Annotated in this window: 19 protein-coding genes, 1 tRNA gene and 1 riboswitch; of the genes, 6 read left to right on the forward strand and 14 right to left on the reverse strand. The window is 71.4% G+C overall.

The window, feature by feature from the left end:
- Nucleotides 1–228 precede the first annotated feature (228 nt).
- Entirely contained in the window at nt 229–414 is a 186-nt protein-coding gene (locus tag Q0R63_RS03665; protein ID WP_295694157.1) for a hypothetical protein, read from the forward strand.
- A gap of 333 nt (nt 415–747) precedes the next feature.
- Here Q0R63_RS03665 and Q0R63_RS03670 read toward each other — a convergent pair.
- The 4 genes from Q0R63_RS03670 to Q0R63_RS03685 all read right to left on the reverse strand — a co-directional run bounded on the left by Q0R63_RS03670 (nt 748) and on the right by Q0R63_RS03685 (nt 4,414).
- Nucleotides 748–820 (reverse strand) — tRNA-Thr (locus Q0R63_RS03670).
- 258 nt (nt 821–1,078) lie between these two features.
- Nucleotides 1,079–1,801: a transglycosylase family protein gene (locus Q0R63_RS03675; protein WP_295694161.1), complete on the reverse strand. Its 723-nt coding sequence runs from the start codon at nt 1,799–1,801 to the stop codon at nt 1,079–1,081.
- Between the two features lie 6 nt (nt 1,802–1,807).
- Nucleotides 1,808–1,995, reverse strand: a riboswitch (cyclic di-AMP (ydaO/yuaA leader).
- A 199-nt stretch (nt 1,996–2,194) separates the two neighbouring features.
- Nucleotides 2,195–3,943 carry a serine/threonine-protein kinase gene (locus Q0R63_RS03680; RefSeq protein WP_295694164.1) on the reverse strand — a complete coding sequence of 583 codons (1,749 nt, stop codon included), beginning with the start codon at nt 3,941–3,943 and terminating at the stop codon, nt 2,195–2,197.
- Nucleotides 3,944–3,985: 42 nt separating this feature from the next.
- Nucleotides 3,986–4,414, reverse strand: a complete 429-nt coding sequence (locus Q0R63_RS03685; protein ID WP_295694167.1) for a CBS domain-containing protein — start codon at nt 4,412–4,414, stop codon at nt 3,986–3,988.
- Between the two features lie 189 nt (nt 4,415–4,603).
- Here Q0R63_RS03685 and Q0R63_RS03690 point away from each other — a divergent pair, with 189 nt between their 5' ends.
- Both Q0R63_RS03690 and otsB read left to right on the forward strand, forming a co-directional pair.
- On the forward strand, nt 4,604–6,133 hold the full coding sequence (locus Q0R63_RS03690) for a trehalose-6-phosphate synthase (protein WP_295694211.1): 1,530 nt from the start codon (nt 4,604–4,606) through the stop codon (nt 6,131–6,133).
- On the forward strand, nt 6,130–6,960 hold the full coding sequence (otsB, locus tag Q0R63_RS03695) for a trehalose-phosphatase (protein ID WP_295694171.1): 831 nt from the start codon (nt 6,130–6,132) through the stop codon (nt 6,958–6,960). The genes Q0R63_RS03690 and otsB overlap by 4 nt, the downstream gene beginning before the upstream one ends.
- A gap of 127 nt (nt 6,961–7,087) precedes the next feature.
- On the opposite strand, the gene Q0R63_RS03700 is transcribed toward otsB, so the two are convergent.
- Both Q0R63_RS03700 and Q0R63_RS03705 read right to left on the reverse strand, forming a co-directional pair.
- A complete protein-coding gene (locus tag Q0R63_RS03700; protein ID WP_295694173.1) occupies nt 7,088–8,101 on the reverse strand; it encodes a LacI family DNA-binding transcriptional regulator in 1,014 nt (337 codons plus the stop codon).
- 116 nt (nt 8,102–8,217) lie between these two features.
- On the reverse strand, nt 8,218–9,231 hold the full coding sequence (locus Q0R63_RS03705; protein ID WP_295694177.1) for a cation diffusion facilitator family transporter: 1,014 nt from the start codon (nt 9,229–9,231) through the stop codon (nt 8,218–8,220).
- A 142-nt stretch (nt 9,232–9,373) separates the two neighbouring features.
- Here Q0R63_RS03705 and ugpC point away from each other — a divergent pair, with 142 nt between their 5' ends.
- Together ugpC and Q0R63_RS03715 are read left to right on the forward strand one after the other, a co-directional pair.
- Nucleotides 9,374–10,477 (forward strand): sn-glycerol-3-phosphate ABC transporter ATP-binding protein UgpC, encoded by a 1,104-nt coding sequence (gene ugpC, locus Q0R63_RS03710; RefSeq protein WP_295694180.1) that lies wholly within the window; start codon nt 9,374–9,376, stop codon nt 10,475–10,477.
- A gap of 103 nt (nt 10,478–10,580) precedes the next feature.
- Nucleotides 10,581–11,834, forward strand: a complete 1,254-nt coding sequence (locus tag Q0R63_RS03715) for a DUF4032 domain-containing protein (RefSeq protein ID WP_295694184.1) — start codon at nt 10,581–10,583, stop codon at nt 11,832–11,834.
- Nucleotides 11,835–11,854: 20 nt separating this feature from the next.
- On the opposite strand, the gene Q0R63_RS03720 is transcribed toward Q0R63_RS03715, so the two are convergent.
- From Q0R63_RS03720 to Q0R63_RS03740, 5 genes are all read right to left on the reverse strand, one after another.
- Entirely contained in the window at nt 11,855–12,286 is a 432-nt protein-coding gene (locus tag Q0R63_RS03720) for a vitamin K epoxide reductase family protein (protein ID WP_295694187.1), read from the reverse strand.
- 86 nt (nt 12,287–12,372) lie between these two features.
- Entirely contained in the window at nt 12,373–13,230 is an 858-nt protein-coding gene (locus Q0R63_RS03725) for a DUF929 family protein (RefSeq protein ID WP_295694190.1), read from the reverse strand.
- Between the two features lie 101 nt (nt 13,231–13,331).
- Nucleotides 13,332–14,327, reverse strand: coding sequence for a 23S rRNA (guanosine(2251)-2'-O)-methyltransferase RlmB (rlmB, locus tag Q0R63_RS03730; RefSeq protein ID WP_295694192.1), 996 nt, complete (start codon nt 14,325–14,327; stop codon nt 13,332–13,334).
- A gap of 82 nt (nt 14,328–14,409) precedes the next feature.
- Nucleotides 14,410–15,867 carry a cysteine--tRNA ligase gene (cysS, locus tag Q0R63_RS03735; protein ID WP_295694194.1) on the reverse strand — a complete coding sequence of 486 codons (1,458 nt, stop codon included), beginning with the start codon at nt 15,865–15,867 and terminating at the stop codon, nt 14,410–14,412.
- 160 nt (nt 15,868–16,027) lie between these two features.
- A complete protein-coding gene (locus tag Q0R63_RS03740) occupies nt 16,028–16,420 on the reverse strand; it encodes a PPOX class F420-dependent oxidoreductase (RefSeq protein ID WP_295694196.1) in 393 nt (130 codons plus the stop codon).
- Between the two features lie 58 nt (nt 16,421–16,478).
- Between Q0R63_RS03740 and Q0R63_RS03745 the strand changes: the two genes are divergently transcribed.
- Nucleotides 16,479–17,234: a hypothetical protein gene (locus Q0R63_RS03745; protein ID WP_295694198.1), complete on the forward strand. Its 756-nt coding sequence runs from the start codon at nt 16,479–16,481 to the stop codon at nt 17,232–17,234.
- 6 nt (nt 17,235–17,240) lie between these two features.
- On the opposite strand, the gene Q0R63_RS03750 is transcribed toward Q0R63_RS03745, so the two are convergent.
- From Q0R63_RS03750 to Q0R63_RS03760, 3 genes are read right to left on the reverse strand one after another with little or no spacing between them, the layout of a single operon-like run.
- A complete protein-coding gene (locus Q0R63_RS03750) occupies nt 17,241–18,260 on the reverse strand; it encodes an adenosine deaminase (protein WP_295694202.1) in 1,020 nt (339 codons plus the stop codon).
- A gap of 59 nt (nt 18,261–18,319) precedes the next feature.
- Entirely contained in the window at nt 18,320–19,879 is a 1,560-nt protein-coding gene (locus tag Q0R63_RS03755; protein ID WP_295694205.1) for a VWA domain-containing protein, read from the reverse strand.
- Nucleotides 19,876–20,769 carry a MoxR family ATPase gene (locus tag Q0R63_RS03760; RefSeq protein ID WP_295694208.1) on the reverse strand — a complete coding sequence of 298 codons (894 nt, stop codon included), beginning with the start codon at nt 20,767–20,769 and terminating at the stop codon, nt 19,876–19,878. Before Q0R63_RS03760 ends, Q0R63_RS03755 begins: the two co-directional genes overlap by 4 nt.
- Between the last annotated feature and the right edge of the window lie 60 nt (nt 20,770–20,829).

Here is a 20,829-nt window from a genome sequence, read left to right on the forward strand (position 1 = left end):
AAGGCCATTCTGCTGAAGCGCATCGCGTCCTGGGGTCACGCGGTCTTTCGACAACCCGCGAGTCCCCCAACGATCCTGCGGGTCGAGGCGCAGCTGGGTGCGCCGCTGCCGGGTGAGCCGTGAGACCTCCTTCAAGAGACCGACGGAGTCGTCGGTTGAACGGCCTGGGCCTCGTGTGGACAGCGGAGCGGGTCGGCGCGGACAAACTCGCCCTTCCGCCTCCGCGAGATGCATCTGCCGGTCGACGGGCTGGTCTTCTTCGCCGACGCCGGCAACGGCGCCCAGTTCGCCATCTCCCTACGTGGCCCCCAAGACATCTTCGCGTGGAAACACGAAGACGACAGCAGAACCTGGATCGACTCGACGGTGATGGACTACTTACACGGCTGGATGACCGCCGAACTCAACGTGTGAGCGACCCGCGCCCAGAGAAGCCACAGGGCCCGGCACAGCAGCAAACGGGTCAGTCATCACCTTTACCCCCGCTGGGGCAGTCGGCGGACATCATGGCTGGCTGGCTGGCCGTCGGTCGGCGGGAGAACCGTGCTATCCACGTGCGATCCGACGCAGTCAGGCATCCATCGCCCGGACGTCACGAGGCGGTGAATGGGGTCGCTGACACGGCATCGCTGCTGGTCAGACGCCTGAGAGCAGAGAAGCGCACCTATTTCCTCGAACAGGTACGTCGCGACTCCCACATTGGGACCGGTAAGGGTCCCAGCCTCGTCATCGCACAACGGATTTCGGAGCCGGCACCGGGACTCGAACCCGGAACCCCCTGTTTACAAGACAGGTGCGCTGCCAATTGCGCCATGCCGGCCGTGACCTCGAGCGGCCCGCTGCGGACGGCCCGGAGGTCGGGCTAGAGCGTACCGTCGCGCGCCGGGGCGTGCCCGCGGCATACCGGCGGCGGGAGGGCTGTGGCGCTGGCCCAGAGGTCAGCTTCAGCCGATACCAGGCCCCCAAAGGGACCGGTCGTGACCTCTCGACGAGGAGTAGCCGAGCGGCGGGCGCGCCAACGGCCCTGCGGGATCGGGGACCCACAGGGCCGTCGGGCGAACGACGAAGCGATCTGACGTCAGGCCGGAAGGCTGATCTTCTGGCCGACGAAGATGAGGTTCGGGTTGGCGACCGTGGACTTGTTGAGCGCCCACAGCTGCTGCCAGCCGCCCGTGACCTTGTTGGAGGCCGCGAGCCCACTGAGCGTGTCACCGGAGACGATCGTGTAGGACTTGCCCGGCTTCAGCGACGTCGTCGGCGCTGACGGGGCCGCCTGGGTGACCTGCTTCGGGGCGACCGAGGGGGCGATGCGGGTCGTCGAGCGCGAGGTCTGCGGGGCAGCCTGCGTCCGAGACTGGGACGGGGCGGCCGCAGGAGCAGCAGCCGGCGCCGCAGCGCCTGCCGAGGCGCCCCCGTTGGCGCGCGACAGGCCGGCGCGGGCACCGCAGACCGGCCAGGCGCCGGGGCCCTGACCCGCGAGGGTCCGCTGGGCGACGGCGATCTGGGCCTCACGGGAGGCGAGGTCGGCGCGCGGGGCGTAGGCGCCGCCGCCGTAGCCGAGCCAGGTGGACGTCGTGAACTGGAGGCCGCCGTAGAACCCGTTGCCGGTGTTGATGGCCCAGTTGCCGCCGCTCTCGCACGCGGCGACGGAGTCCCAGACGCTGGCGGCCTTGGCGGTCTGCGCGGAGGCGAGACCCCCGGCGATCGTGGCCATCCCGGCGACGCCGATGCCGGCGAGACGGAGCTTGAGCGACTTCGCGGACCGGGAGAGCTCGGCGGCGTGCTTGGAGGAGTAGTGCATGGTGGATCGTCCTTCCTGACGGGCGCCTACGGGGTTAGCTGTCGGGATCGGGCTGTCAGGTGCCCGGCCGGCTGCACCGGCTTCTCCCCGAGGACCGAAGTGGTATCGGTCCTTTTCTTGGGTTCCCCATCCTCGCCTGCCCCGGGATCTCCGGGTGGAACTGCCCGTCTGGCGAGGCTCGGCGCAACGGGCTGCAGTGGCATGCGTGTGAAGTTGTGTCACGACCTGGCGGGAGCCGTCACGCGACGTGTTCCGGGGCGTTGCCGCCTCGGAACAGAATGAATGTACGGGATGCCGCCCCAAAACCCAAGATCCCCCGTGATCTCTTCGTTATCTGAGCGTCTCCTGTGCGTCACCCAACCGGCCGCCGGAAGGCGTAGGAAAGTACCGAGCTCAGGAGCCTGTCGGTGCGCGGAGCACCGCACCCGGGTCGCCGGAGATGGGCCACCAGACGAGGGCGCCACCGCGCAGGAACGCGGTGACCGCGAGCCCGATCGTGATCGCGACGAGGGCCCCGACGGCGATCTGGGTGAGCAGCTCGCCCCCGACGACGCCCCGCACCACGGACCGCGACCCCCGCCGCAACGAGGCTCCCCCCGGGCCCCACCAGGCGACGAGCGCCCCGGCGAGCAGCCCGATCGCGAGGGAGGCCGGCGTGGCCCGGACCGCGCCCACCGAGCTCACACTGGTGATGGCCAGCGTCGCGCAGAAGGCGGCCGACACCGCGACCACCCCGGGCAGCACGATCCCGGCCACGGTGGAGACGGCGGAGGTGAGGACGTGCCACGGGCTGAGAACCACGGCCACCGGCACGTCGCTTCGCCGATGACCGCGGTCGAACCGCCGCACGACGAGCGAGGTGACCGATCGGTCGCTGAAGCGGGCCACCCAGCACCAGAGGATCGCCGCGATGACGACCAGGCCCGGCCACAGCGCGGCCGCGGCGGTCGTCACCGCCAGGAGGGCCGCCAGCGTGCCGGTGCGCATCGGGCGCCCGATCCGGGGGTCCGGCTGTCCGGGATCCGACTCCCAGGCCGCCTGCCAGTCCGACTCCTCCTCCGCAGCGGGCTCGCCCCACGCGGCAGCGGGCGCGCCCCACGCGGCAGCGGGCGCGCCGGCGTCCCACGCCGGCGACGGGGTCCCCTGCGGCAGGGCCGAGGTGTGGCGGACGATCGGGACCGGCGGCGGCGTATGCCGCGCCCCCCGCTCCCGGGGCGCGCTCCCGCCGGGCGGCACGGGGTGCACCCAGGTGGGCGGCTGAGGGACGCCGACCGTGGCCGGTCCGCCCGCGGCATACCGCTCGAGCGCGCCGACCACCTCGAGGGTGGGCGGCCGCTGCCGGGGGTCGGGCGACAGCGCCGCCCGCAGCAGCGGCGTGAGCCGGGCGTCGACGCCGGTGAGGTCGGCCTTGCCGTGGCGCACGCGGTCCAGGACGACGTCCATCGGTCCGCGCCCGAAGGGCGGCCGGCCCGAGGCGGCGAAGGCCAGCGTCGCCGCCCACCCCCACCAGTCCGTGGCCTCGGTGACGCGCGCGCCCTCGACGACCTCGGGCGAGAGGTATCCCGGGGTGCCCATCACGAGCCCCACGCTGGTCAGCCGGATGTCGTCGGCGACGTGGGCGATCCCGAAGTCGATGACGACCGGCTCGCCGTCCTCGAGCAGGACGTTGCCCGGCTTGAGGTCGCGGTGGATGACCCCCACGGAGTGGATCGCATCGAGGGCGCCGACGAGCCCGCGCCCGAGCAGCAGCAGGTCGTCGCCGGCGAGCGGCCCAGAGTCGGCGACCACCTCGTCGAGCGACGGCCCGGCGACATAGCGCGTCACCAGATAGGGCCGATCCCCGAAGATGTCGGCGTCGATGACGGCGGCGACCCGCTCGTGGCGGATGCGGGCCAGGGTGTCGACCTCCCGCTCGAGCCGGGCTCGGGCGTCGGGGTCGTAGGCGATGTGGGCCCGTAGGACCTTGATCGCCACGGCGCGGCCCTGGCGGTCGAGCGCGAGGTGGACGACCCCCATACCGCCCTCGCCGAGCTGGTGGACGAGCCGGTATGGCCCGAGGCGCTCGTGCGGGCTGCCGGAGCCGGGCACGGCGACCCCCCGGACCGCGTCATCCGCGCCGGCAGCTCCGGTCTGCGCCCTCATGGCGTCTACGGTATGCGAGCGCGGCCCGCGGGCCACGCATTGTCACTGCTGGATGTAGCCGACGAGCTGGTCACGTTCCGACTGGAGGCTGTCGATCCGCATCTTGACGACGTCGCCGATGCTGACGATGGCGTGCAGCCGGCCGTTGAGAGTCACCGGGAGGTGCCGGATGCGTTTGTCGGTCATCGTCCGGGCGAGTGTCTCGAGCTCGTCGTCGATGTCAGCGGTCGTCACCTGGGTCGTCATGATGAAGCTGACGGGTCCGTCCAGGATGCCCACGCCGCTGCGGTGGAGGTGCCGGACGACGTCGCGCTCGCTGACGATGCCGGCCACGGAGGACCCGTCCTCGCTGACGACGAGAGCCCCGATCCGATGCTCCGCCAGCACCTCGAGAAGACGGTGGACCGTGTCGGCCGGGCGGATCGTGACGACACCCTCACCCTTGCTGCGCAACACGTCGGAGATCTTCATGGGCCGACGTTAGTCCTTGGGCCGCAGGACGCGCCAGAGGAAGGCGCGGGCCGACGGCATATGGTGAGTGCGGGGCGAGCAGACCTCGTCGCCCGGAGGAGTGAAGAACCCGTGCCCGCCACGCCCGCCGCCAGGACGCCCGACCCGCCCTCTCGACCGCCGACCGAGCAGCACCGTTACGACCTCGTCATCGCCGCCAACCGGCTGCCCGTCGACCGGGTCGTCGCCGACGACGGCACGGTGTCGTGGGGCCGCAGCCCCGGCGGCCTCGTGACGGCGATGGACTCGGTGATGCGCTCGCGCGAGGGTGCCTGGGTCGGCTGGGCCGGCGAGGCGAGTGAGGAGGCCGCGACGCCGGAGCCCTTCACCGAGGCGGGGATGTATCTGCGTCCCGTGCCGCTGTCGGCCGAGGAGGTCCGCGACTACTACGAGGGGTTCAGCAACGACACCCTCTGGCCGATCTACCACGACGTCATCGTCCAGGCGACGTTCCACCGGGAGTGGTGGCGCAGCTACGTGCAGGTCAACCAGCGGTTCGCCGAGGCCATCGCCGAGGTCGCGGCGCAGGGGGCCACGGTCTGGGTGCAGGACTACCAGCTGCAGCTCGTGCCGCGGATGGTCCGCGAGCTGCGGCCCGACGTGCGCATCGGCTGGTTCAACCACATCCCCTTCCCCCCGGTGGAGCTCTTCGCGCAGCTGCCGTGGCGCCGCGGCCTGCTCGAGGGGCTCCTCGGGGCCGACTTCCTCGGCTTCCAGCGCGTCGCCGACGCCCAGAACTTCGTCCGCGCCTGCCGGCAGCTGCTGCGCGCCCCGACGAAGAAGGACACCGTCACCTTTCCCGGGCCCGGCGGCATGCCGCACACGACCCGGGCGGCCGCCATCCCCATCTCGATCGACTTCCAGGGGCTCGAGCGGCTGGCCCGCACGCCCGAGGTGATGGCCCGGTCGCGCGAGCTGCGACACCAGCTCGGCAACCCCCGCGTCCTCATGCTGGGGGTCGACCGGCTCGACTACACCAAGGGCATCCGGCACCGCCTCAAGGCCTACGAGGAGCTGCTCCAGGACGGTCGGATCGCGCCCCCGGACGTCACCCTCGTGCAGGTGGCGACGCCCAGCCGGGAGCGGGTCGACTCCTACCGCGACCTGCGCACCCAGGTGGAGCTCACGGTCGGGCGGATCAACGGCGAGTACGCCCCGATCGGCTCCCCCGCGGTCCACTACATCCACCACACGCAGTCGACGCAGGAGATGGCGGCGCTCTTCCTCGCGGCTGACGTGATGCTGGTGACCCCGCTGCGCGACGGCATGAACCTCGTCGCGAAGGAGTACGTCACCTGCCGGCACGACCTCGGCGGCGCGCTCGTCCTCTCGGAGTTCACCGGCGCCTACCACGAGCTTCACCAGGCGTTCGTCTGCAATCCCCACGACATCGAAGGCCTGAAGCAGACGATCCTCAAGGCGATCAACACCCCCGACAAGGACAAGAGGCGGATCATGCGCGCACTGCGCCGTCGGGTGTCCGACCACGACGTCAACCGGTGGGCCAGCCGCTTCCTCGACGCCCTCGCGACCGCTCCCCTCGTCCCGCAGCACACGGAGCAGCAGGACCACGAGGAGAACCAGCAGCGGATCCAGCGCCACGCCGCCGAGGACGACCGCGAGGCGGTCCGGCGCGACCAGACGCGGGCGTCCCAGGCGACCCGGCGGAGCAGGCCGTGAGCAGCGAGGTCCTCACCACCGCGGCTACGGGTATGCCGGACCTCGAGGCCGCGCTGCGCGGGCTCGCCTCTGCGCCAACCCTGCTCGTCGCCTCCGACTTCGACGGGGCGCTCGCCGAGTTCACGACCGACCCCTCGGACAGCGGCCCGGCTCCCGGCGCCATGACCGCGCTGCGGGCCCTGTCGCGCCTCCCCGGGACGACCGTCGCCATCGTCTCCGGCCGCGATGTGCGCACCCTCGGACAGCTCGCCGGGATCAGGTCGACCGACCGCATCGCCCTCCTGGGCAGCCACGGCGCCGAGTCGTCGGTCTCCGGTGTCGTCAACGGGTCGATCGACGCCGACCAGCGCACCCTCCTCGACGAGCTCACCACCCAGGTCGCTGAGCTCATCCAGGACCACCCGGGCGCTCGGCTGGAGCGCAAGCGGGCCGCCGTCGCGGTCCACACCCGCGGGCTCCCGGCCGGCAGCGCGAAGGCGGCCCTCGAAGCGGCCGACCAGCTCGGGCAGGACCAGCCGCAGGTCCGCGTCATGCCCGGGAAGTCGGTCGTGGAGCTGTCCGTCTCCCACGCCGACAAGGGCAGCGCCCTGCGCGCCCTCGCGGACGTGGTCGGCGCCGCCCACACCTTCTACAGCGGCGACGACGTCACCGACGAGGACGCCTTCGAGGTCCTCGACCCCGAGGGTGACGTGAGCGTCAAGGTCGGCTCCGGCACCACCGCGGCCACCCACCGGGTCCCGGACGTGACGGCTCTCGTCGCCACCCTGCAGCGGCTGCTGGAGCTGCGGCGGGACGTCGTCGACGAGGCAGCGGTCCGGCGCCCGTAGTTCGCCACTTCCCCGGCGTTGGGGACTGGAGACCGGCACCAGTCCGGTATGCGACGCGGCCGGGGCGGCATACCGGGCACCTGCCGGTTGAGCGTCCCCGACCGGGACCCGGACCCCTCCCCTCCGCTCAGCGCGAGCGACACGCCCCGGTCGAGCCCCGGACGACGAGCTCGGGCCGGAAGACGTACTCCGTGCGGGGGGACGGGTCGCCGCGGATCTCGTCGAGGAGCGCCTCGACCGACGCGTCGCCCATTGCGAGGACGCTCTGGCGGATCGTCGTCATCGGCGGGTCGGTGAACCCCATCAGCACGGAGTCGTCGTAGCCGATCACGGAGATGTCGTCCGGGACCCGCATCCCCATCGACCGGATCGCGCGGATCGCCCCCAGCGCCATCAGGTCCGACCCGCAGATGATGGCGGTGGCACCGCGCTCGGCCAGCCGCGTCGCCGCGGCCGCGCCCCCCTCGACGGTGAAGGGTGCGTGCGCGATGAGCTCGTCGATGTGGTGGCGGCCCAGCAGCGACGACATCGAGGCGCGGAAGCCCTGCACCTTGCGGATCACCGGGACGTAGCGCTCGGGTCCGATGGCCAGCCCGATCTCGGTGTGCCCCAGGTGGACCAGGTGGCTGGTCGACATCTCCATCGAGACCACGTCGTCGTTGGAGATGAAGGGGGCGTCGATGCCGGGGACGTAGCCGTTGACGAGGACGATCGGCAGCCCCCGGTCCCGCAGCCTGGTGTAGCGCTTCGGATCCGACGAGGTGTCGGCGTGCTTCCCCGAGATGTAGATGATCCCCGAGACGCTCCGGTCGAGCAGCATCTGGACGTAGTCGTCCTCGTGGATGCCGCCCGGGGTCTGGGTGCAGAGCACCGGCGTGAAGTCGTGGCGCGCCAGTGCCGACTCGATCACCTGCGCGAACGCCGGGAAGATCGGGTTGGTGAGCTCGGGCATGACGAGCCCGACGAGCCCAGCGCTCTTGTGCCGCAGGCGACTCGGCCGGTCGTAGCCGAGCACGTCGAGCGCGGTGAGGACGGACTCGCGGGTGGCCGCGGCGACGCCGGGCTTGCCATTGAGGACGCGGCTGACCGTCGCCTCGCTCACCCCGGCGTATGCGGCGATGTCGGCGAGCCTCGCCCGCATCCGTTCTCCCTCGGGTGTCGTGCCGCCTCTGCGTGGCGCGGACACTAGCAAGAACTTGCAAGTGCGGGCCAGACGCTGCAAGAAGTTGCAGGCAACTTGTGACCAAGCCCGACCGGTCAGGGGCGTCGGGCCGGTCTGCCGGAGCCCGCGGTGGGGATCAAGGAGGGCTCGTCCGGGGTCGAGAGCGTGAGGATCGCGTCCTCGATCGAGTCGTTCGCCTCAAGGCGGGCCTCGAGGCGCCGCAGCCGGATCGACAGGGCCCCTTCGCGGTCGTCCCCGGTCAGGTCGACGGCCGCCACCACGAAGAAGCGCAGCGGACCGACGAACTCGAGGTGGAGGTAGGTCACGCGGTGCACCTCGGGGTTGTCCAGCAGGGTAGCCAGGACCCGGTCCACCTGCTCCGGGTCGAGGCTCTCCCCCACGAGGAAGTCGTGGTTGCGGCTGATCAGGAACAGGGCGACCACCGCGAGCAGGACACCCACCGCGATCGAGCCCAGGGCGTCCCACATCGCGTTGCCGGTGAGCTCGTGCAGCCCGACGCCGAGGGCGGCCAGCAGCAGCCCGGCCAGCGCGGAGGAGTCCTCGACGAACACCGCCCGGAGGGTCGGGTTGGAGGTCTGGTTGATGTAGGAGAGCGGGTTCAGGCCCCAGCGGCGCGCGGAGCCGGAGGCCTGGCGCAGTGCCTGCAGGAAGGAGATCCCCTCGAGGAGGAACGCGACCGCGAGGACGACGTAGTTGACGAGGTAGTCGGTCTCGCCCTCCCCCGCCCCCAGCTGCTGTATGCCGTGCAGGATCGAGACCGCGGCGCCGGCCGACAGGAGGCCGAAGGCCGCGAACAGCGACCACACGTAGGTGACGCGCCCGTAGCCGCGGGGGTGCCGCTCGTCGCGGGGTCTCGCCCCGCGTCGCTCGGCGAGGAGGAGGAAGACCTCGTTGCCGGTGTCGGCCCAGGAGTGCGCCGCCTCGGCCACCATCGACGCCGACCCGGTCAGCACCGCAGCGACCGTCTTCGCGATCGCGATGAGCGCGTTCGCGCCGAGTGCGACGATCACGGTGAGGAGACTCTCGCCCCCGGCCGAACCTTCGGAGGACGGCTGCTGGGCGAGGGCATCATCGAGGTCGGACTCCACCCGGCATTTCTACGCCATCGGCGCAGGGGTCTGGCGCCCCGGCCAGAAGTGGGCCATGATGCGGACGTCGGGCAAAGATGCCCGGCCTAGCCTTTACGACGGATCGTCCGGCACGTTCCTGCCGGTGAAGGAGTGTTCTTGCATGGCAACCGTAACGTTCGACGAGGCCACCCGGCAGTACCCGGGCAACCCGACACCCAGCGTCGACAAGCTCAACATCGAGATCGCGGACGGTGAGTTCCTCGTCCTGGTCGGTCCTTCCGGATGTGGCAAGTCCACGTCCCTGCGGATGCTCGCCGGCCTCGAGGAGGTCAACGGCGGTCGCATCCTCATCGGTGACCGTGACGTGACCAACCTGTCGCCGAAGGACCGCGACGTGGCGATGGTGTTCCAGAACTACGCGCTCTACCCGCACATGTCCGTCGCCGACAACATGGGCTTCGCGCTCAAGATCGCCGGCGTCTCCAAGGACGAGATCTCCAAGCGGGTGAGGGAGGCCGCCAAGATCCTCGACCTCGAGCCCTACCTCGACCGCAAGCCCAAGGCCCTCTCCGGTGGCCAGCGCCAGCGCGTCGCCATGGGCCGCGCGATCGTCCGCTCGCCCCAGGTCTTCCTCATGGACGAGCCGCTGTCCAACCTCGACGCCAAGCTCCGGGTCCAGACGCGCACCCAGATCGCCTCGCTCCAGCGGCGCCTCGGGGTCACCACGGTCTACGTCACGCACGACCAGGTCGAGGCCATGACGATGGGCGACCGCGTCGCGGTCCTCAAGGACGGCCTGCTGCAGCAGTGCGACAGCCCGCGCAACATGTACGACCACCCGAAGAACGTCTTCGTGGCCGGCTTCATCGGCTCGCCCGCGATGAACCTCCTCACCCTGCCGGTCGTCGACGGGGGCGTGAAGTTCGGTGACACCATCGTGCCGATCACCCGCGAGGAGATCGCGGCCGCCGGCAAGACGGTCACCGTCGGTGTGCGTCCCGAGGACCTCTCCATCTCCGACCACGGCGGCGGCCTCCCCGTCACGGTGGACGTCGTCGAGGAGCTCGGCGCGGACGCCTACATCTACGGCTCGACCAAGGCCGAGCTGTTCGACGCCGAGGGGGACAACGAGCTCGCCAAGCCGTTCATCGCCCGGGTCGACGGTCGTCGTCCCCCGGAGAAGGGCGCGGTCATCAACCTCGTCCCGAAGGAAGGCCACTTCCACATGTTCAACTCTGAGACGGGGCTGCGGATCGGCGCCTAGTCGATCCAGCCAGACCTGATCGCCCGACGGCACCCTGCTTGTTCGCAGGGTGCCGTCGCCGCGTTCCGGGCCCGCCGGCCACCGGGCGTGACACCATGACCTCGTGGCTCTCCAGTTCACGGCAGCGCGGCCCGATCCGGCGCTGCTCGACCTCCCCTGGTCCGTCCCGCTCGAGGAGTGGCCGGCGGAGAACCTTGCCGCGCTCCCCCGCGGGATCTCGCGGCACATCGTGCGGTTCGTGCGGGTCTCCGGACGGGTCCTCGCCGTCAAGGAGATCAAGGCCGAGCTGGCGCTGCGCGAATACAACATGCTGCGCAACCTCGGCCGACTCGAGGTCCCCTCGGTGGAGCCCTTCGGCGTCGTCACGGGACGCACGATGCCGGACGGGACCCCGCTGGACGCCTGCCTGCTGACCCGGCACCTGCAGTTCTCCCTGCCCTACCGCGCCCTCTACAGCCAGACCCTCCGGCCGGACACCGCGCAGCGGCTCATCGACGCGCTCGCCGTCCTGCTCGTGCGGCTGCACCTCAGCGGGTTCTGGTGGGGTGACGTCTCGCTGTCCAACACCCTCTTCCGCCGCGACGCCGGCGCCTTCGCGGCATACCTCGTCGACGCGGAGACCGGGGAGCTGCACCCCGGGCTGACCCACGGACAGCGGCTGCACGACCTCGACATCGCCCGGGTCAACATCGCCGGCGAGCTGATGGACCTCGAGGCCGGCGGCCTGCTCGAAGAGCGCGCCGACCCCATCGAGGTCTCCAACCGCATCGTCGAGCGCTACCACTCCCTGTGGGCCGAGCTCACCGAGGCGGAGCGCTTCGAGACCGGCGACCGCTGGCGCGTCGACGAGCGGATCCGGCGGCTCAACGAGCTGGGATTCGACATCGACGAGCTGTCCATGTCCACCGACTTCGACGGCACGACGATCCAGATCCAGCCCAAGGTCGTCGACGCCGGGCACCACTCCCGCCGGCTGCTGCGGCTGACCGGCCTCGACGTCGAGGAGAACCAGGCCCGGCGGCTGCTCAACGACCTCGACTCCTTCCGGGCGGCGACCGACCGGCAGAACGAGGACGAGGAGATCGTCGCCCACGACTGGCTCGCGCGGATCTACGAGCCGACCGTCCGCGCCGTCCCCCGCAACCTCGCGGTCAAGCTCGAGCCGGCCGAGATCTTCCACGAGGTGCTCGAGCACCGGTGGTACATGTCCGAGCGCGCCGGCACCGACATCCCCATCACGACCGCGGTCGCGGACTACGTCGGGACGGTGCTCCCCGCCAAGCCCGACGAGCAGGCGGTCCTCGGCGTGGACACCGTGGAGATGCCGGTCGTGGCGATGTTCGGCAAGGACTACTGAGGCGCTGCTTCAGCCGTCCCTCAGCGGTCCTGGTCGTGGGGGGCCGGCTCGGCGAGCAGCTGGCCGAAGATGAAGGTCAGCAGCAGCAGGAACGTCACGACGTGGACCGCGGTGCACCACAGGCAGATGGCGCCGATGTGGAACAGCTCGGCGAAGACGAGGTAGAGCGCGAACGCGAGACCGACGCCGGCCAGGACCAGTCGGACCGCGTCCCAGCGCCGTCCGGGCGCCCGCATCAGGCGCGGCGTGCAGAGGACGACCATGACGAGGAAGAACCCGAGCCCGAGCAGCGCCACGGGGATGCCGAGGAAGCTCGACCACTGGCTCTCGGTCACCTTTGCGCAGTTGACCGTGGCGGTCGCGCTGCAGGCCAGCGTCTTGTTCTGCGTGTAGTGCTCGTAGGTGAGGTATGCCGACAGCAGGGTGCCGATGACGGCGAGCCCGAGCGCCATGGGGACGAACCACCGCGGCAGGATGCGCTCGCCCGTCGGCGCCCCGGAGACCCGGGTCCGACTCCTCGTGCTCCCACCCGACCCGCTCACTGCATCGCCGCCGCAGCGGCCGTGACCCCGGCGCTCGTGCAGACGTCGGCCGGCTTGTTTCCGGTGGTCTGACAGATGCGGGCGGTGGTGAGGTTGGCACCACCGATGACGGCCTTGCTGAGAGCCGAGCTCGGGTCGGTGAGCGCCGCCCCGATCGGGTCCTGGGCCTGCGTGCCGAACACGGTGCCGTCGACGGTCGAACCCGACTGGTAGGCCTTGCCGGCGTAGTAGATCCACGGGATCGCCGTGCCGCCGTTGGCGCTCTGCAACGCCGTCACGTCGTCCGGCTCCTTCTGCAGAGCCTTGCCGTCCCGGTCCTGGACCTCGTAGGACTCGAAGCTGAGGTACTGGCTGGTGAACTTGGCGTCCTTGAGGCTCAACGTCGGGATGCTCGCCGGGGTGTCGCTCGCCGACGACACGGCATACTCGATGCCGGTGAAGGTGCCGAAGCGGGACAGCGCCGTAACGAGAGCCCAGCGCTCACCGGCGCAGAAGGGGCAGTACTCGGCGCCGACGTAGATCATCCGCGGCTTGCCGTCCTTCGTCGCGACGGCGCCGGTCATCGACTTGATGGGGGTCGCGGACGCCGAGCCGAGGCCTACGGCGCTGTAGGTGGCGGCCGGGACGGTGGACAGGGACTTCGCCAGCGGGTCAGAGATGGTGCCGCTCAGCTTCGCGCTGGTGACCGCCCCCTTCGGCGCGTTCAGGGAGACCACGACCACGGCGATGACGATCAGGAGGACGACCGCTGACGCCGATCCGGCGATCCAGAGCCGCCGCTTGCGCTCCGACGCCGCCTGCTGCGCCTTCAGCTCCTTGAGTCGGGTGTTCTCGACCCGAGCACTCTTCGCCACTGTCGTCTCCCCGTCGTCCGTTGTCGATCCGAAGGTCACGCTACCGACCGACCCTGTGTTCCGCGTGCCGGGCCGTCGCTCCAGTCTGTCCGACTTGTCCGTTACCCGGCGGCGCGCTGCCGGGCGATCTCGTAGAGGGTGACGCCCGCGGCGACCCCGGCATTCAGCGACTCGACCGTGGACGACATCGGGATCGAGACGATCTGGTCGCAGGTCTCGCTCACGAGCCGCGACAGTCCCTTGCCCTCGGACCCGATGACGATGACGACCGGCTCGGTCGCGAGGGCCAGCCCGGGCAGCTGGACGTCGCCGTCCATGTCGAGACCGAGGACGAAGAAGCCGGCCTTCTTCAGCTCCTCGAGGGCGCGGGTGAGGTTGGTCGCCTTGGCGACGGGGATCCGGGCGGCGGCGCCGGCGGACGCCTTCCAGGCGCTCGCGGTGAGGCCGGCCGAGCGCCGCTCGGGGACGAGCACGCCGTGCCCACCGAAGGCTGCGACCGAGCGGATCACCGCGCCCAGGTTGCGGGGGTCGGTGACGCCGTCGAGGGCGACGACGAGCGGGATGCCCGGCATCTGGGGGTCGATGAGGTCGGCGACCGTCGCGTACTCGTAGGCCGGGACCTGCAGGGCGAGGCCCTGGTGGACGGAGCCGTCGGTCAGCCGGTCGAGCTCGCCGCGGGGCGTCTCGAGGATGGGTATGCCGCGCTCGCTCGCGATCTTGAGCGCCTCGCGGACCCGGTCGTCCGAGTCGATCCGCCCCGCCACATACATCGTCGTCGCGGGGACGTCGGCGCGCAGGGCCTCGACGACGGAGTTGCGTCCGGCGACGACCTCGGACGACGCCTTGGCCCGCCGCGTGGTGGAGCGCGTCCCGGAGTGGGTCGTCGGACCCGCGCCGCGGGAGGAGGTGCCGCCGGACGACCCGGCCGGCTTCGCGGGGCGCCGCGCCTGCTTGGCCGCCGGGTGGTACTCGCGGTCGGCGGCCTTGGGCGTCGGGCCCTTGCCCTCGAGGCCGCGGCGGCGCTGGCCGCCGGAGCCGACGCTGGCGCCCTTACCGCCCTTGCGGACGGCTCCGCGGCGTTGGGAGTTGCCTGCCATGTCTGTCTACCTTCTTCATTCGGATTTCAGTGGTTCGTTGTGGTGATCGTTCGGGCCGGGGGCCGGGCTGGGTCGACGCTGGTCAGCCCGGGTCGGCTGCATGATCGGCCGTGGGGTCGGCGCGACGGGCGAGCGACCAGCGGGCCCCGGAGGGGGTGTCCTCGATGGCGATGCCCGCGGCGACGAGCCGGTCACGGATCGCGTCGGCGGCGGCGAAGTCGCGTGCAGCCCTGGCGGCCTGGCGCGCCTCGAGCTGGCCCGCGATGAGCAGGTCGAGGGACTCGAGGGCGTCCGTGGCGGTGCTGCCGGAGTCGGTGTGCCACGTGGGCGCGAGCGGATTGACCCCGAGGACCTCGGTCATCGCCACGACGGACGCGGCCGCCGCGTGCGCGGCGTCGTCGTCGTCCTCGTCGAGGGCGGTGTTGCCGGCCCGGACGGTGTCGTGGACGACGGCTAGCGCGCCCGAGACGTTGAGGTCGTCGTCCATCTCCTCGCGGAACTCTGCCGGGAGCACGCCCTCGACCCCGTCGAGGGTGCGCACCCGCTGAACCCGCTCGAGGAAGCCGACGATCCGCTCGACGGTGGCGGCGGCCTCGAGGAGCGAGCCCTCGTGGTACTCGATCATCGAGCGGTAGTGCGCGGCCGTGAGGTAGTAGCGGACGGCGAGCGGGCTGGACAGCTGGACGACCTTCTGGACCTCGAGAGCGTTGCCCAGCGACTTGCCCATCTTCTGGCCGCGCACGGTGACCCAGGCGTTGTGGAGCCAGTAGCGCGCGAACCCGAGGCCGGCGGCGTGCGACTGGGCCTGCTCGTTCTCGTGGTGCGGGAAGCGCAGGTCGATGCCGCCACCGTGGATGTCGAAGGTGTCGCCGAGGTACTTCCGCGCCATCGCCGAGCACTCGAGGTGCCACCCGGGACGCCCACGGCCGAAGGGCGTCGGCCACGACGCGGTCTGCGGCTCGTCGTCCTTGCGGCCCTTCCAGAGGGCGAAGTCGCGGGCGTCCTTCTTGCCGCGGGGGTCCGCGTCCTCGGCGGCGTTCATGTCGTCGGGCGACTGGTGGCTGAGCGAGCCGTAGTCCTTCCACGACAGGACGTCGAAGTAGACGTCGCTGCTGCCGTCCGGCGCCGCATACGCATGGCCGCGCTCGACGAGGGTCTCCATCAGCTCGACCATCTCGGTGATATGACCCGTCGCCCGCGGCTCGTAGGTCGCGGGCCGGACCCCGAGGAGGTCGAGGGCCTCCGCGGTGCGCCGCTCGTTGCGGTAGGAGAGGGCGAACCACGGCTCGTCCTGGTCCTTCGACTTCGCGAGGATCTTGTCGTCGATGTCCGTGACGTTGCGCACGAGGGTGACGTCGAGGCCGTGCCCGATCTCGAGCCACCGGCGCAGCACGTCGAAGGCGACGGCGAAGCGGACGTGCCCGATGTGGGGCGCTCCCTGCGTGGTGAGCCCGCAGATGTAGATGCCGACCTTCCCCGGCTCCAAGGGCACGAAGTCGCGCATCTCGCGCGCGGCGGTGTCATAGAGGCGGAGACTCACCCTGGGAGTTTACCGGCGTGCGGGGTCCGGCCGAGCCAGCGCGAGAGGGGCAGGGCCCACCCCGCGGTTGACTCCGGGTCGAGGCACCTGACTCCCCGTGCACACCGCGTCGACCGGCCCGACTCCGAGTCGAGCGCGCCGGTTCGGCTGCCGCGACCGGTCAGCCGCGCCAGAGCACTTTGCGGGGGCTGACCCGCACGATGACGCGCTGGGTGCCCTCGGGCTCGGCGGCATACGGGCCGCCGGTGTACTTCTGCGACAGCTCCTCGATCAGCGCCCCCGTCGGGTCGTCGGTGATCGTCGCGGACCCACGGACCTCGAGGTAGGAGTAGGGCTGGTCCTTCGGCCAGACCAGCACGCTGACCTGGCCGGTGCGCTCGATGTTCTGCGGCTTGCGGCGCCCGCGGGTGGTCGAGAAGAGGATGTCGTCGCCGTCCCGCTTGACCCAGACGGGGCTCAGCTGGGGCTGGCCGTCGGGCTCGACGGTGGCGATGGTGGCCTGCTCGGGGGCGTCGAGCAGGGCGCGGGCGGCGTCGGGAAGTGTGGTGGTCATGCCCCTGGCAACACGGCACACCCCGTCCGTATGCCGCGTGGTCGCCTACGCTGTCGCCATGCCAGCGAGCGGGGGGCCCGGTGCCGGGGGGTCGGCGTACGAGCGGCTCGACCCGAGCAAGGTCACCCTCACGCTGACCCGGCTGCACGCCCGGATCACCGCCACCTTTCCCGGGCGGCACCTCGCCGAGGTGGCCATCGAGGTGAGGGACGTCGTCGACCGGATCGAGCGGCAGCTCACCGAGCGCGCCCCCTGGTGGCGGGCGGTGCGCATCCTCTCCCGCCTGGCGATCGTCCTGCTCCTCGTGCTCATCGGCGTCGCGTTGGTGTCAGCGATCCGCACCGGGATCACGCAGACCGGTGACGTGAAGGCCCTCGACTGGCTCCAGATCGTCGAGAGCGGCGTCAACGACGGGGTCTTCGCCGGGCTGGCGATCTACTTCCTCATCTCGGTGCCGAACCGCATCCGGCGCAACCGGACTCTCGGGATCCTCCACCGGCTGCGGTCGCTCGCCCACATCGTCGATATGCACCAGATGAACAAGGACCCCGACGAGCTGTTCCCGCCGCGGGAGGGCGGTCGAGGCGGGATCGGCGGCGCCGACCGGATGACCCGGGCCGAGCTCGGCCGCTACTACGACTTCTGCAGCGAGCTGCTCTCCCTGACCTCGAAGGCCGCGGCGCTGTGCGCCGAGGAGTCGGCCGACGCGATCGTCCTCGACACGGTGAGCGAGATCGAGAACCTCACGACCGGGATGTCGCGCAAGATCTGGCAGAAGATCAGCCTGTTGCGGACGACCACGCCCCTCGCCTGAGGGCGGTCAGGCGGTTGCGACGTAGGCGTCGATCTCGGCCAGGAGACGGGTCTTGCCGCCGTCGTCGAGGAAGGACTGGCGCACCGCGGCCCTCGAGAGGTCGGCGACGCCCTGGTGGTCGAGGCCGAGCAGGCTTGCGGCGACCGCGTACTCGCGACCGAGGTCGGTGGCAAACATCGGGGGGTCGTCGGTGTTGATCGTGAAGGTGACGCCGGAAGCGGCGATCTGTGGGAGCGGGTGGACCGCGAGACCGGCGACGGAGCGGGTGCAGACGTTGGAGGTCAGGCTGATCTCGAGCGGTATGCCGTGCTCGGCGAGATGGGCGAGCAGGGCCGGATCCTGCGCCGCGGTGATGCCGTGGCCGATCCGCTCGGCCCCGAGGTGGCGGACGGCGTCCCAGACCGTGGCAGGGCCCGTGGACTCACCGGCGTGGGGCACGCTGTGCAGCCCGGCCGCCTTGGCCGCCGCGAAGTGCGGAGCGAACTGCGCTCTCGGCACACCGATCTCGGGGCCGCCGAGGCCGAAGCCGACGAGGCCGTCGGGACGGTGCAGCAACGCGACGTCGCGGGTGACGTCCGCGGCGGCCAGTCCGGACTCCCCGGGGATGTCGAAGACCCAGCGCAGCAGCGGGCCGCCCTCGCGCTCGAGGGCCAGCCGGGCGTCCTCGACCGCTTCGCAGTAGGCCTCGGCGGGGATGCCCCGCACGATGGAGGTGTAGGGCGTGAGGGTCAGCTCGGCATACCGGATCTGCTGGGCCGCCATGTCGCGACCGACGCCGAGGGTGAGGGCGTGGAGGTCCTCGGGGGTGCGGACGAGGTCGACGACCGAGAGGTAGAGCTCGATGAAGTGGGCGAAGTCGGTGAAGACGAAGTAGTCCGCGAGCCGGGCCGGGTCGGCCGGCACGGCGGTCGATCCTTCGTGCCGCGCAGCGAGTCCGGCGACGACCTCGGGCGACGCGGATCCGACGTGGTGGACGTGCAGCTCGGCCTTGGGCAGTCCGGCGATGAAGGCGGCGAGGTCGGTCACGCCGGACAGCCTAGGGACTGCCCGCCGGCCAGCAGCTCATGGGCAGCCTGCCGACCCGCTCAGACGGGGAGCAGCCGGCTGACGAAGCGGGACAGCTGCTCGACGGTGCGGCACTCGTGCATCTCGACCAGCCGGGCGTAGTCGTGGGCCACCGAGTCGCCCTGGCCCCAGGTGCCGGTGCGTTCGGGGTTGAGCCAGTGGGTGCGGCGGGACGCGGCGGCGATCCGGGTGAGGGCGGCGAGGTTGGGGTCGCCGTAGTTGGTGCGGGCGTCGCCGAGGACGAGGACGGAGGTGCGCGGGCCGACCGCCTCGAGGAAGAGCTCGGCGAAGTCGCCGAGGGCCTCGCCGTAGTCGCTGCTCCCGTGCCAGCGGGTCACGTGCGCCTCCCGGAGGATCTGCGCCGAGAGGTCACCGTCGCCGTGTTTCACGATGTCGGTGACCTCGTCCATCGCGTTGACGAAGGCGAAGACGCGCACCTTGCTGAACTGGTCGGACAGCGCCCGCACGAGCAGCATCGTGAACCCCGAGAAGCCTGCGACCGAGCCGGAGACGTCGCAGAGCAGCACGAGCTCCGGCCGACGCGGATGCGGCTTGCGGTATGCCGGCGCGATCGGCACGCCGCCCGTGGACATCGAACGGCGAAGGGTCCGGCGGATGTCGATCGATCCGCGCGACGCCCGGCGCCGTTGTGCCGCAAGCCTCGTCGCGAGCTTCCGCGACAGCGGCTGGACGGTGGTGCGCAGCTCCGCGAGCTGCTGGTGGTTGGCGGCGAGGAAGTCCACGCGATCGGTGGCGGTGCGGACGGCATACCGGGTCATCCGCTCGCGACCGCGCAGCTCGGCCGTCCGGCGACGCGCCTCCGACGCCACCAGCTGTCGGAAGCGGGCGATGTCCCGGCGGATCTCGTCGCGGACGAGGCGGTCGGTGAAGTCGTCTGCGCTTCCCCCGCCAGGGTCGTCGGCGGCGTCCCAGCCCGGGCTGTGGTTGCCAGAGCCGCCGGTGCCGCCGGTGCCACCCCCGCCCGTTCCTGTGCCGGACCCCTCGCCGTCACCGGCCGCGGCGGCCGCGTTGCGGGCGTCGAGCGCGCGCTGGAGCAGGGTGTGCGGCTGCAGCTGCTCGATGGTCTGCAGCGCCGACCAGGCCGCCGAGTCGGTGTCCGGCGTCCCGACCCGGCCGAGCGCGTCGACAGCGAGCTCGGCGATGCGGCCGAGCTCGCGCAGGTCGTGGTCGGCGAGGGCTGCGGCGAGCAGGTCACGCAGGGCGGCGACCGTCAGCGCGTCGCCACCGGCGGCATCGCGGGCCGACTGGGCCGCCCCGACACCGGTCGGGAAGTAGAGGTCGAAGGTCTGGTCGAAGACCTCGCGCTGCCCGCCGCGCCGGACCAGCGCGGAGGCCAGCCCGGCGCGCAGCCGCTCCCGGTCGCTCAGCCCGAGGACGCCCATGATGGCTCCGGCATCCACGGTCTCGCTCGTACCAGCGGGGATTCCCTTCTTGCGCAAGGCTCCGACGAACTCCACGAGCCGGCCGGGCAGTCCGGGCAGTCCGGGCAGTCCGGGCAGTCCTGGCAGTCCTGGCAGTCCTGGAGCGGCAGCGTTCAGAGCGCCCGGGGCCGCCGTCATTGTTCGCGCAGCACCGTGTCGAGGTCGAGAGTGGTGCGTGCCCGCGTCTGGTCGTCCTGGTGCTTGAGGATGACGCCCAGGCTGTCCTGGACGACGCGCGCGTCGAGGGTGTGCGCCCCGAGCGCGACGAGGGTGCGGGCCCAGTCGATCGTCTCCGAGACCGACGGCGCCTTCCGCAAGGGCATCGCCCGCAGGGCCGCCACGACCCGGACGATCGAGGCGGCGAGCGCCTCGTCGAGCTCGGGCACCTTGAGGCGGACGATCTCCAGCTCGAGCTCGGGCTCCGGGAAGTCGACGTGCAGGAAGAGGCACCGGCGGCGCAGCGCCTCCGAGAGCTCGCGCGTCGCGTTGGAGGTGAGGACGACGAAGGGGCGACGGGTGGCCCGGATCGTGCCGAGCTCGGGCACGGTGATCTGGAAGTCGCCCAGCACCTCGAGCAGCAGACCCTCGATCTCGACGTCGGCCTTGTCGGTCTCGTCGACGAGCAGGACGGTCAGGCCCTCGCGGCGGATCGCGGTGAGCAGCGGTCGCTCGAGCAGGAACTCCTCGCTGAAGATGTCGTTCCGCGCCTCGTCCCACGACTCGTCACGGCCGGCCGTGATCCGCAGCAGCTGCTTGGCGTGGTTCCACTCGTAGAGCGCCCGGGCCTCGTCGACGCCCTCGTAGCACTGCAGCCGCACCAGGTCCGCACCGCACGCCTCGGCGACCGCACGGGACAGGTCGGTCTTGCCCACGCCGGCGGGACCCTCGATGAGCAGCGGCTTGCCGAGCTCGCTCGCGAGGAAGACGGTGGTCGCGATGGCCTCCGACGCGAGGTAGCCGACCGACGCGAGCCTGGCCCGCACGTCGTCGATCGACGCGAACGGCATGGTGCGCTCGTGCGTGGACATGGGACCTCTCGGGTCGTGGTTTGCCTGGATTCCGGACTCGCGATCCTCGCACTTCCGGGG

This window comes from Lapillicoccus sp. (assembly GCF_025353065.1).
In the GTDB taxonomy this organism is placed as follows: domain Bacteria; phylum Actinomycetota; class Actinomycetes; order Actinomycetales; family Dermatophilaceae; genus Lapillicoccus.